Genomic DNA, 11,741 nt, shown 5'->3' on the forward strand with positions numbered 1-11,741 from the left:
AGTAGGGCTGTGTATATAAAAAAAGGGAGGCTGGAGCCTCCCTTTTCGATCCCGGTTTTACGGGCCAGTCTGACAGATCGCTCAGGCGACCTGAACGTCGTCCGCAGTCGTGGCTTCGATCAGGTAAGGGCCAGCGACCAGCACCTCGATTTCCACCATGCGCGCGAAAAGACCCTCACCGGTTTCGCCGAGGGAAAGCTCAGCGTTGCCAGCCGTCCAGCGACCTACGCCGCCCTCATAAGCCTGCCAGCCGTTGATAGCGTCATCACTCAGGTGGCTGTCGATGACGCGGCGTTCACGACCGTTGGTCACAGCGACTTCACCCACCACAACACCAAGGTGGCGGCGATCATCGCAGAACGGGCCAATGATCTCGGACGGACGCGATGTCCGGCTCGCGATCTGAACATCCGCGACTGTGGACGGGACCATGAAGCAATAGACATTCCCGGTCTGACGCACGGGACGAATCTCGCGGCCGTCATTGGTGACCAGACGGATATCCGGGTCGGTCGTCGTTTCGGTGGATGCTTTTGCATCCGTGCCGATCTTTTCCTCGTCGGCGCGACGGGCCAGACGGTTCCAGACGGCTTCCACGGTTTCGCGGTCGGTCGTCAGCGGGGCAGAGGCGTCATGTTCCCATGTCTTGCCGCCACAGATCACGATGCCGCCTGCGAAGTGCGGACGCATGGAGCGCACGACAGAGTTCTCGAAAGTGCCGCGGTTGCCGGTGTCGAGATAGCTCTCGGTTTCCAGTCCTTCGGAGAGAATTACGCCATGCTGTTCCAGCTCGACATGATAGAAATCGTAGGACGTGATGGAACGGTCGATGACAATCGAACGGCCGTTCACGAGCATGCGGACCGGAATGAAGCGTCCATCGATATGAATGCAGTGCTCTGACGTGACGAGAAGATCACGCTTCGGAGCGCCAGCGCCAAACGCATCCTTGCGGATACGGACAGGGTAGGCGTCAAGATCGAAGTCCAGCGCAGCAACATCGGCGTGCGAGCGGCCAAGCCATGCGAGCGGGCGGAAGACGGTTTTGCCGTTTTCGATGACGGCGATTTCGTCGCCTTCAACCAGCGTTTCAACGGCTTTTTCGCCATCGCGCGTTGCAATAAGCGTGCCGGGGAGGAAGCAGCCTTCAATGCAGGAGCCATCGCCCTTCGTGTAGAACTGATGCGCGTTCTGATAGTCCCCATTGGGGAACATCTGCTTTACGCCGCTCACCGAGAAACCGATATAACCGCTGCCTGGATTGGCGTGCGGATTGGCCGAAGTAGGCACAACCGGAATCGACGAATCCTGTTTCAGGATGAATGTGGAGCTGTCCACATAGCTGCCGGCGATACCAACTTTAGTACCCAAGCCGCCCGGAACATTGTTTGCGCAGATCGAAGAGTCAGAGCCGAAATTGACGATCGTGGCGTTCTGGAGTGCGGGATACGTATAATACTGGTCACCGCCGGCAGAAATGTCTTCGCCAGCTAGATTGGCTTCATACGTCCACTTGCCGGTCGAGTTGTTGAGAACGAGGGATGAGCCAGCCGCGCCCATATCGATCTTGCCTGCAACAGCCGTGCCCGTGCCGTCGGAATTGATCGTCAGATGTGCGCCGTTGACTTTGATGCCGCCCGTAGAACCGGATGCATTGAATTCGGAAATAACAGGCGTGCCGATCTGCGTATTACCCTCAAGGACATAATACTTGCCGGTTTCAAGAGTAACCGTGCCGCTATTGGAAGCCAGCACATAGGGATCGGTCTCGGTGCCTGAACCGGACGAATAAATGGAACTGCTTGTGGTAACCATTGCGGTCTCCCCCAAATTGCCGCTGAGCGGCGTTGTTTGCATTTGATTAATATTAACGAATGGGGGGGTGTCAATAAAATAAAACGTAAATGTTTGGAAAATACAAACATTTACGTTTATTTGTTCTGTTCCAGATCGATGTGAAAAGCCTCGTTATTTGCTTTGTATGCGCAGCGTGTCTGTTTCCGTCTGGAATGCGACCAACGATGTCAATTTGCATAAATGCCACAGGCGCGAACCATTTAACGGTGGGTTAACGCTTTCTTAGCTGGAAGATATATTGAAAAAATATTAACGAATAATCATGCGATGGGACGTGCCGTTCGAGCATGACCCGTCTCGCAGAAAGTGCTTCTCGCTGAATTTGGGTTGGACCGGACTTTGGAGAGGCGCCGAGCTGGAAACGGAGAACAATGTAAATGCGTGAACTGACGATAACCGAACAGAACGAAGTTGCTGGCGGATGCTGCTGGCAGCCTTGTGCGCCGTCCCCATGCCATCCGGTTGCGCCGAGCTGTGGTGTGTCCCAGGCTTCCATGATTGCTGCTTACGCGGGTTTCCTCGCCGGGCAGTACAATGTGATGGCGGACCTCTTTAACCATGCCAGCTGTTCAACCGTTCAGCAGGCTGTTTCCAACGTGTGTACCGACATGCAGATCGGTTATAATCTCGGTAAGAGCATGACTGTTTCCGCGGCGACGGCGCTTCTGTGTCAGGTGACCAGCGAGATCAAGGGTGCGGTTACCGTGAATAGCTGTGGCTGGGTTACAGGCATGAACCTGATCGATTTCCCACCCAGCTCCAACACGGGTGGCCTTGGCGCTTAAACCGGTTTTTTAATTACATCATAATAATCCGAAAATTTTTCGCATCGTTAAGATGTAATAGAGCGGTACAGGATACTCACACGTCATTTTTGGGCGTGTGAGTATTTTTTTGTTTTCTTTATTGTTCTAATGCGACCCTGTAGTTCAGAGATTTTTCGACCTGGAGGGCTGCCGCCCATATGTCTTCTCTTTATCGTCAGGAAGCGATCGACGCCCGTCGCGATACATGGCTCGGGCAGGTACAGGCGACGCAATCCCTGTCGATACGCGTTATTTCCTGGGTGACGCTGGCGCTCGTCATACTTGCAGTCATTTACATCCGTTTTGGAATTTATACACGTCGTGTCCATGCAACGGGATATATGCTGCCCCCAACGGGGCTGATCACGATCGATGCCAACGCTGCGGGTATTGTCAGCAAGCGTCTGGCCGAGGAAGGGCAGCGAGTCCACAAAGGGCAGCCGCTTTTTGTGGTGGATCTGGGCGCGCGCACCGCGTCTGGCGCCACACAGGAGCAGATTCTTGCGCAGCTTCGCAGGCAGAGAGAGCTTCTGGAGCGACAGAAGGAGATCCGTATTGCCGATGCGCCCGTTGAGAAGCAGGAACTGGTCAATCAGATCCGTAATCTGCACCGGCAGCGACAACTGACGGGCCTACAGTTGGCCAATGATGCGAAAGTGCTTCCGGTCGTGGAAGCAGCCGTCAATCGCATGAAAAATGCCCAGAGTGCGCATCTTGTTACGGAAACGCAGTTTCAGAGCCAGCTTTACACTTATGCCCAGCTTCTGAGCACGCATGCCCAGTTTCTTCAGTCCTATACGGACACTGAAGGAAAGATTTCCGACAACACTTCCAAATTGATGCGCTACGACCGACAGACCGCGCACGATATCAATGACCTCGACCGTCAGATCGCTGATATCGACAAACAGATCGATGAGAGCGAGAGCCATCGGGAAGTTGTCATCACCGCGCCGGAAGATGGCATCCTCTCTGCCGTGCGCGCCAATCTCGGGCAGCAGGTTTCAGCCGGAGCGCCGTTGGTGACCCTGCTGCCGACGGGGCGTGCACTGGACGCCGAACTTTACGTCAACAGTTCCTCCATAGGCTTTCTGCGTGAGGGTGAGCCTGTCCTTCTGCGCTACGCCGCTTTTCCCTATCAGCGATTTGGTCTTGCGCGCGGCCACGTGACGGAAATCACGCGTGCGCCGATTTCGGAGACGCAGGGGGGGCAGACCCAACAGGGTGCTTCTGGTGCCAAGGATAAGAAAGTGGATGGCGCGGGTGTCGGCAGCGATGTCTATCGCATCCGGGTCAAACCTGATCTGCCTTATGTGATGGCATATGGCCAAAAGAAATCACTGGAAGCGGGCATGGAAGTCGAGGCGGACATCGCTATCGATTCACGTCGCCTTTATCAATGGATACTGGATCCGGTCATCAGTATGCACGAAAGCATAACCGCGGTTGGCGGTGGGCTCGTCGAGAAATGAGCGATCCTTTCGATTCTCTCCAGTTCGGTTTCGGCAAGAAAGTCCCGGTCGTCCTCCAGGTCGAGGCGGCCGAATGTGGTCTGGCCTGCATGGCGATGATCATGGGCTTTTATGGTCACAAGATCGATCTTGCCACGCTGCGACGCCGTTACTCCGTATCGATTCAGGGCGTTACGTTGCGCAGTCTCGTGCAGATTGCCGACAATATGGGGTTTTCCACCCGCGCCGTTCGTCTCGAACTTGATGACCTCGCCAACCTCAAGAAGCCCTGCATCCTGCATTGGGGGATGAATCACTTCGTCGTTCTGACGGAGGTCAAAGGTAAGAACATCACGATCAACGATCCGGCCGTTGGCCGTCGTACGATCGCCATGAGCGAAGTCTCGCGCGAGTTCACCGGCGTGGCGCTGGAAGTGACACCCAACGAGTCGTTCGAGCAGAAAGACGAGCGCGAGACGATACGTCTGCGCGATCTGTTCCGGCATGTGGCGGGGCTGCGCGGTGCCCTGATGGGGCTGTTTTTCCTTTCGCTCGGGCTGGAAGTCATCGCGCTGGTTTCCCCGATGGTCTCGCAGGTGATGATTGATGAGGTGATCGTCACGGCGGACCATGATCTGCTCAAGACCATCACGTTTGGTCTGGCGCTCCTGCTTCTGCTCCAGATGTTCGTCGGGTCCGTACGCACATGGGCTGTTACCCTGTTCAGCACGCGCGTCGGGCTGGAATGGAACACGAGCCTGTTCGATCATCTGACCCGCCTGCCGCTGGATTATTTCAGCAAGCGGCATGTGGGCGACGTGCTGTCCCGCTTCGGCTCGCTCGGCACCATCCAGCAGACGATGACGACCGACATGGTGCAGACCGTGATGGACGGCATCATGGGGATTGGCATGGGCATCATGCTCTTCGTTTACGGTGGCTGGCTGGGGCTGGTCGCCTGTATTGCGCTTGGTCTCGATATTCTGCTGCGTCTGGTGACGTACAGCACCTACCGCGAGGCGTCCGAAGAACAGATCGTCGTCGGGGCGCGTCAGCAGAGTCATTTCATCGAAACACTGCGCGGCATGGCCAGCGTGAAGCTGCTGGGCCTGCGGGAGCGCCGCCGGTCGACATGGCTGAACATTGTCATCGACAGCATCAACATCAAACTGCGGCTTCAGCGTTTCGATCTGATCTATGGACGGCTGGGTGACTTCATCTTCGGCGCGGACCGTCTCATTATGATGGTACTAGGCGCCTACAAGGTGATGGATGGCAGCATGTCCGTGGGTATGCTGGTCGCGTTTCTTTCCTACAAGGACCAGTTCGCGGGGCGGGTGGGGTCGCTGGTCACCACCGGCTTCAAGCTGCGGATGCTCAATATCCAGACGGATCGTCTGGCCGATATCGTGATGACGGAGCCTGAACCCATCGCGGAGAGCATGCCGCTGACATCGCATGGAGCGGCGTCGCTCGCCTGTCGTGGCGTGTCGGTGCGCTATGCCGCGCAGGAGCCGTGGATTTTCCGCGCGGTCGATCTCGACATTCCGGCCGGGTCCAGCGTAGCGATTGTCGGGCCGTCGGGCTGTGGTAAGACAACCCTGCTCAAATCGATGATGGGTCTTCATCCGCTGGATGAAGGCAATATCTATATCGACGGCAGCGACATCGCCATTCTTTCGCTGGAAGCCTATCGCGAGCACATCGCTGGCGTTCTACAGGACGATGGTCTGTTTTCCGGCTCCATTGCCGACAATATCTGCGGTTTCTCCGAGCAGCCCGACATCGCATTGATTCATGAATGTGCTGTCAAAGCCGCGATCTTTGACGACATCAAGCGTATGCCGATGGGTTTCGAGACGCTGGTGGGCGACATGGGTGGCGCGCTGTCCGGCGGACAGAAGCAGCGCGTCATTCTGGCGCGCGCGCTCTACAAGCAGCCGCAAATCCTGTTCCTTGATGAAGCGACCAGCCATCTCGACGAGCATACCGAATCGATTGTGGCGACATCGCTGCGGGAGATGAACATCACCCGTGTGATGGTGGCACACCGTCCGGCCACGATCGCGCATGCCGATTACATCTACTCCTTTGAGCCGGGTGGCCATCTCGTGCTGCGGAAAGCGCCCCAGCAGCCTGTTGCGCCGCAACAACCCGCGCAGGCACCGCAGGCGGGAGCAGCTCCTTCGCCCCCCAACTATGGCATGTCATACGGGTTTGGCGGCGGCTGGCCGACCAAGCCAAAGGATTGATCCGCATATCTTCTGTGCTGGTGCGTGGCGCTGTTGGCGAGCCGTGCAGCATCCGTTTGGTAACCCGGAACGGGTCGTGATAGGTCTGTGCCCCTTGTGTAGTGTGCCGCGTTTTTCGGGCCTTTCCGACGGTCGGATTGCTGGGGGAAACGCGATGGGTGCCGGCGGGAAGCATGTTTGATTTTGCCTGGTCGGAATTTGCGCTGATCGGGGTGGTGGCGCTTCTGGTCATCGGACCGAAGGACATGCCGGCCGCCATTCGTTCGGTTGCCAGGGTGGTGAAGAAAGCCCGCCGATTGGCGACGGAATTTCAGGGGCATGTCGATGAGATGGTGCGCGAGGCCGATCTTGGCGAAGTGCGCGATCAGGTGCGCCAGCTGCGGTCCCTGAACGTCCGTAACCAGATCATGCGGACCATTGATGACGACGGGAAGCTACGTCGGACACTCGATGATCCGGTGCTGCGGGGGAAACCGTTCGAGACGCCTGCTGCGTCCCTGCCTGCGCCGGAACCGCTTGTCGCCGCGCCAGACATTGTGCCGCCACGGGCTGAGATCGCTGCGCTGCCGCTCGAAACCTTCCCTTCCTACGAGGGAGAAGGGCCGGGCGAAGCCCCCGTCATTGTACCGCCTTCCATCGCGCGACGGGTGGCGCAGGCATGGCCACGTCTCCAGACCCCCGCCATTCTTCCACCCATGCTGGTGCTGCACGGAAACAGGCGTATATCCCCTTTTGCTTCAGGGACTGACCAGCAGAGGAAAGATGCGTCGTGACGACGACTGACGATCCGATTCACGATGAGCCCATGCCGCTGCTCGATCACCTGATCGAACTGCGCCGCCGCCTGATCTGGTCCGCCGCGACCTTCGCCATCGCGTTCGCGGTCTGTTACCATTATGCGCAGGACATCTATCTGTTCCTTGCCCGTCCGCTTGGCGACATCATGCGCCAGAAGGGCGAACAGCCGCACCTGATCTACACGGCGCTGTACGAGGCGTTCTTCACCTATATCCGCGTGGCGGCGTTCGGGGCGGCGTTCATTTCCTTTCCGATGATCTCCACGCAACTGTGGATGTTCATCGCGCCCGGCCTTTATCGCTCGGAAAAACGCGCCTTCGCCCCTTTCCTGATTGCAACCCCGATCCTGTTCCTGCTCGGCGCGGCGCTGGCCTACTATTTCATCTTCCCGATGGCATGGAAGTTCTTCCTGTCCTTCCAGACGACGGGCGGCGCGGACAGTCTCCAGATCGAACTTCAGGCCAAGGTGTCGGAATATCTGACGCTGGTGATGAAACTCATCATGGCGTTCGGCATCGCGTTCGAGTTGCCCGTGGCGCTGACGCTGCTGGCGATGGTTGGCATCGTCACCTCCGAGCAGCTCAAGAAATTCCGTCGTTACGCCATTGTCGGCGCGTTTGTCGCCGCCGCGATCCTGACGCCGCCGGACGTGATCACCCAGACGGGGCTCGCGATTCCGCTGATCATCCTTTACGAAATTTCCATTATCTCGGCGCGACTTGTTCAGCCGAAAAAACCCTCCCTGTCGGAAGAGGGTGAGACTGAAGAGAAAGAGGTTTCCTGATGCACGACATTCGCGCCCTGCGCGCCGACCCCGCCGGTTTTGACGCCGATCTGGCCCGTCGCGGCATGGAGCCGGTGTCGGAAAAAGTGCTGACGCTCGACGAGGAGCGCCGCGCTGCTCAGACTGCGCTTCAGGAAAAGCAGACACGCCGGAACGCGCTGGCCAAGGAAATTGGCACGATCAAGCGTAACAAGGGCGACAGCGCGGTGCAGGAAGCGGAAGCCATCCGTCTACGCGAAGAGATGGAGGCGCTGGAAATGCGCGCCCAGTCTCTCGACGCCGAGGTAAAGGCCGTTTTGGAAGTGCTGCCCAACCGGCTGGATGCGTCCGTGCCGCCCGGTCCGGATGAGACGGCCAACGTGCAGGTCAAGCAGTGGGGTGAGCCGAAGACCTTCTCCTTCACGCCGAAGCAGCATTTCGAACTCGGCGAGGCCATGCAACAGAATGGCCAGCAGCAGATGGACTTCGCCACGGCCTCCAAACTGTCCGGCGCGCGCTTTGTCCTGCTGCGTGGCGGTATCGCGCGTCTGGCGCGTGCGCTGGGTCAGTTCATGCTCGACCAACATGTGAACGAACACGGCTATACCGAGACGCAGGTGCCGGTTCTGGTCAATGAAGCAGCGATGTATGGCACGGACAAGCTACCGAAATTCGCTGATCAGTCCTTCCATACCGAGGATGATCGCTGGCTGGTGCCGACGGCAGAAGTCCCGCTGACCGCCACTGTCATGGGCGATATTCTCGACGCGGCGCAGTTGCCGATCCGCATGACGGCGCTCTCGCTGTGCTTCCGCTCGGAAGCCGGTTCCGCCGGACGCGACGTGCGCGGGATGCTCCGCCAGCACCAGTTCGAGAAGGTGGAGATGGTCTCCGTCACCACCCCGGAAGAAAGCGAAGCCGAGCATGAGCGCATGACGCTGTGCGCCGAGAAAATCCTTGAGCTTCTGGAAATTCCCTATCGTCGGATGCTGCTCTGCGCGGGCGACACTGGCTTTGGCGCGGCCAAGACCTTCGATCTGGAAGCTTGGATTCCGGGACAGCAGGCATGGCGAGAGATTTCATCCTGCTCGAACACGAAGGACTTTCAGGCACGCCGCATGAATGCCCGCTATCGTGCGCCGGACCAGAAGGCGCCGGTTTTCGTGCATACGCTGAACGGTTCAGGGCTCGCGGTCGGTCGTACACTGATCGCGGTGATGGAGAACTGGCAGAATGAGGATGGCAGCGTCACCGTGCCACCAGTCCTGCGGCCTTACATGGGCGGCATCGAACGTATTGGCGCCTGAGAAAGCGCCCGCTGCCGTTCTGTTCGGAACGGCAGCCTAAGAGTGTGCTGCCTTTCTATTAAAGTCAGGCAGCACAATATGTCTGTTTAGAACGGAATTTCGTCATCAAGATCGCTGCCCGGCGCATCCCATCCGCCCGGCGACGCAGGAGCAGTGTTGCCAATACGGCGTGCGCCACCGCCGGAACCACCACCAGAGGACGGGCCACCGTAGCCGCCACCACCCGGATTGGAGCCGCCGTAACCGCCGCCGCCTTCCTCGCCTTCGCCTGATCCACGGCCATCGAGAAGCACCAGTTCGCCACGGAAACGGTCAAGAACGACTTCCGTCGTGTATTTTTCCTGACCGGACTGATCCGTCCATTTGCGCGTCTGGAGTGTTCCTTCCAGATAGACCTTGCGGCCTTTGCGCAGGAAACGCTCGGCTACATCGGCGAGACGCTCATTGAACACCACCACGCGGTGCCATTCGGTGCGTTCACGCCGCTCACCGGAGGCGCGGTCGTTCCACGTGTCACTGGTCGCAATGGACAGATTGGCGATCTTCTGACCGTTCTGTGTCGTGCGGATTTCCGGGTCGCGTCCGAGATTTCCGACCAGAATGACTTTGTTCACACTGCCTGCCATTGCGGCTCCAATTCCTGTCTAAGTCCGAGAGTCAAAACTGACTGATAAACGCTCAACGCCGCCTATGCCCACCCTGAAAGATGTTTCTCAGGCGGCTGTCGTGATGATTGCGACTGATTGCTTTTCTAGCCCATGCGCGAGGCATCTTCCACTCCGTAGCACTTCTGGTCTGCCTGTCAGATCCAGCTGATGCTTTTTCCGGCTGCGGTCTGGAACAGTTCCGCACGGCAATGGTCGGGCAGCAGATTCAGTGCGAGCACAAAGTCATCATAGGTGATACGTCCGGCATTCCGTCGCAGATACTCCAGAAAATCGTGGCGGTTGCGGATATGGTGGGGGGAGGCGGCAAAGACAGGAATCTGCTCCTGTTTTGCAATCAGCAGACATTCCTCCCAGTCTGATGCGCTGTCCCGGATGGCTTCCACTGTGCCGTCGCCATCCACAGGAAAGAAGACGAGAAATTTGCCTTCACCTTCCTGTCGCAAAAACCAGCGACCTTCCGTGGGGGCGGCTTCCAGGCAAAAGGCAAGAGAGGAGCGGAAGCGTCCATCGTCACGCACCCTGAAAGGGGGAGAGGCAATATGTCCATACTGTTCCACGAACAGATAGACATGCGGATCGTCTCTATAGACCGCAGCTGTGACAGGAACTGATTCTTCGCCAGCTTTCTGGGCGACGCGCCCTTCCGGGTGATCCAGAATCAACGGGACATTGTTGTGTGTCAGAATGGAATAAACGCACGCCAACCCGCTTTCAGGGGAAGAAGCCAGCCCCTGCTGTGTGACATGACGCAGGTAATGATCTACGCAGGCTTCACGAAGATGTACGAGAATTTTGCCAGCCCGTTCGATGAACTGAGGACGTTCCTTGCTGTGGATGTCGTTGCGATTGAAATGCTGCCAGTAGCCCGTTGAATCGGCGAGGTCGGCGTTCACGCGCCGTCGGATACGCTCGATGTAATTTTCCATTGAGCGCACGATGTAATGATTGATGCATGCTCCCTGCCAGACGATGTCATGCGTGGGGCCTCGCCACGCAACAGGCTGGCCAATGGCATTGGCATATCGTTCGTTTGTCAGCGCTATGCGGTGGGGGTTCTCGTAGTGGTTTGTGAAATCTTGCGGTCTTATAAAGACTTTCCCTAGTTCACAATCGCCTAGATCCGGTCCGCAATGAAATGTGTAGGCCTCATAGGCAGGTTGACGGCTTTTGAGTGCGCGATGACTTGAGCCGTATATGCGCCAGCTCAGGGTTACGCCGTTATAGTCTGAAAACTGTTCGAGAAACGCGTTCAGATTGTCAGCCGTTTCAAGGGATACATATTCATCGCCATCCAGAAAGCCAATCCAGTCGAACTGGCCGATGGCTTTGTGGCAGGCATCCTTGTAACACGCAGCCTGACGCCAGAAAAAATTGGATGACACCTGCAAGTCGCTGCGTGCGAGTTCTATCGTGTCATATCGCTTTGCCGCCGCCTGTAGAATCTCCCACGTTCCATCATTCGAGTGGTCATCGTAAATGAAAAGTCGATCTGCCCCCAGCGCCAGATGCCACGCAATCCATCCGGCGATATCCTGCGCTTCGTCTTTTACAAAAAGGGCAATAGCGGTCTTCATAACGAATGTTCCTGTGAGTCGACCGCATGATGCACGCCGGAAAGCGGTTGGGCCGGAGTTTTGAGCGCCCTGTTACATCAGGCTTTGCTGTCAGGGGAAGGGTGTTTGATTTGTGGAGGAAATTCAGGAGGGATCGACAAAGAAAGCTGGGATCGCTGCTCCTGCTCATAAATCAAGGAGACATGATGGCCTTTTTCAGCAAGCTTGTGTGCTAATACAGATCCAATGAATACAGTTCCGACTATACAGAGTTTCATTTCTTTAC

At 57.3% G+C, this 11,741-nt stretch carries 10 protein-coding genes; 6 read left to right on the forward strand and 4 right to left on the reverse strand.

The genetic code is table 11. The annotated features are described in order from the left end of the window. Positions 1–81: 81 nt before the first annotated feature. Entirely contained in the window at positions 82–1,815 is a 1,734-nt protein-coding gene (locus ABF824_RS09240; protein WP_415488276.1) for a Hint domain-containing protein, read from the reverse strand. Positions 1,816–2,234: 419 nt separating this feature from the next. Here ABF824_RS09240 and ABF824_RS09245 point away from each other — a divergent pair, with 419 nt between their 5' ends. From ABF824_RS09245 to serS, 6 genes are all read left to right on the forward strand, one after another. Further along, entirely contained in the window at positions 2,235–2,642 is a 408-nt protein-coding gene (locus ABF824_RS09245) for a hypothetical protein (protein ID WP_415488277.1), read from the forward strand. Positions 2,643–2,821: 179 nt separating this feature from the next. Then, positions 2,822–4,135, forward strand: a complete 1,314-nt coding sequence (locus ABF824_RS09250; protein WP_415488278.1) for an HlyD family secretion protein — start codon at positions 2,822–2,824, stop codon at positions 4,133–4,135. Then, complete coding sequence (locus ABF824_RS09255; RefSeq protein WP_415488279.1) at positions 4,132–6,366, forward strand: peptidase domain-containing ABC transporter; 2,235 nt, start codon at positions 4,132–4,134, stop codon at positions 6,364–6,366. Before ABF824_RS09250 ends, ABF824_RS09255 begins: the two co-directional genes overlap by 4 nt. A 173-nt stretch (positions 6,367–6,539) precedes the next feature. Beyond that, positions 6,540–7,139 carry a Sec-independent protein translocase protein TatB gene (tatB, locus tag ABF824_RS09260; RefSeq protein ID WP_415488280.1) on the forward strand — a complete coding sequence of 200 codons (600 nt, stop codon included), beginning with the start codon at positions 6,540–6,542 and terminating at the stop codon, positions 7,137–7,139. 32 nt (positions 7,140–7,171) lie between these two features. Continuing rightward, on the forward strand, positions 7,172–7,948 hold the full coding sequence (tatC, locus tag ABF824_RS09265) for a twin-arginine translocase subunit TatC (protein WP_415488287.1): 777 nt from the start codon (positions 7,172–7,174) through the stop codon (positions 7,946–7,948). Then, the gene (serS, locus tag ABF824_RS09270) at positions 7,948–9,234 is read left to right on the forward strand and encodes a serine--tRNA ligase (RefSeq protein ID WP_415488281.1); all 1,287 of its coding nucleotides are present in this window, start codon (positions 7,948–7,950) and stop codon (positions 9,232–9,234) included. The genes tatC and serS overlap by 1 nt, the downstream gene beginning before the upstream one ends. An 86-nt stretch (positions 9,235–9,320) precedes the next feature. Here serS and ssb read toward each other — a convergent pair whose 3' ends face one another. From ssb to ABF824_RS09285, 3 genes are all read right to left on the reverse strand, one after another. Continuing rightward, the gene (gene ssb / locus ABF824_RS09275) at positions 9,321–9,860 is read right to left on the reverse strand and encodes a single-stranded DNA-binding protein (protein ID WP_415488282.1); all 540 of its coding nucleotides are present in this window, start codon (positions 9,858–9,860) and stop codon (positions 9,321–9,323) included. 176 nt (positions 9,861–10,036) lie between these two features. Beyond that, complete coding sequence (locus ABF824_RS09280; RefSeq protein WP_415488283.1) at positions 10,037–11,476, reverse strand: glycosyltransferase family 2 protein; 1,440 nt, start codon at positions 11,474–11,476, stop codon at positions 10,037–10,039. Positions 11,477–11,553: 77 nt separating this feature from the next. Continuing rightward, positions 11,554–11,741 (reverse strand): hypothetical protein (locus ABF824_RS09285; protein ID WP_415488284.1); only part of this gene is annotated, 188 nt, incomplete at its 5' end.

The sequence above is a fragment of the Acetobacter sp. genome (assembly GCF_047721705.1).
Taxonomy (GTDB): domain Bacteria; phylum Pseudomonadota; class Alphaproteobacteria; order Acetobacterales; family Acetobacteraceae; genus Acetobacter.

What these genes read in the sequence shown, in the direction of transcription:
- ABF824_RS09240 (WP_415488276.1), bottom strand. Translation starts at nt 1,815, where the DNA reads ATGGTTACCACAAGCAGTTCCATTTATTCGTCCGGTTCAGGCACCGAG.
- ABF824_RS09245 (WP_415488277.1), top strand. Translation starts at nt 2,235, where the DNA reads ATGCGTGAACTGACGATAACCGAACAGAACGAAGTTGCTGGCGGATGC.
- ABF824_RS09250 (WP_415488278.1), top strand. Translation starts at nt 2,822, where the DNA reads ATGTCTTCTCTTTATCGTCAGGAAGCGATCGACGCCCGTCGCGATACA.
- ABF824_RS09255 (WP_415488279.1), top strand. Translation starts at nt 4,132, where the DNA reads ATGAGCGATCCTTTCGATTCTCTCCAGTTCGGTTTCGGCAAGAAAGTC.
- tatB (WP_415488280.1), top strand. Translation starts at nt 6,540, where the DNA reads ATGTTTGATTTTGCCTGGTCGGAATTTGCGCTGATCGGGGTGGTGGCG.
- tatC (WP_415488287.1), top strand. Translation starts at nt 7,172, where the DNA reads ATGCCGCTGCTCGATCACCTGATCGAACTGCGCCGCCGCCTGATCTGG.
- serS (WP_415488281.1), top strand. Translation starts at nt 7,948, where the DNA reads ATGCACGACATTCGCGCCCTGCGCGCCGACCCCGCCGGTTTTGACGCC.
- ssb (WP_415488282.1), bottom strand. Translation starts at nt 9,860, where the DNA reads ATGGCAGGCAGTGTGAACAAAGTCATTCTGGTCGGAAATCTCGGACGC.
- ABF824_RS09280 (WP_415488283.1), bottom strand. Translation starts at nt 11,476, where the DNA reads ATGAAGACCGCTATTGCCCTTTTTGTAAAAGACGAAGCGCAGGATATC.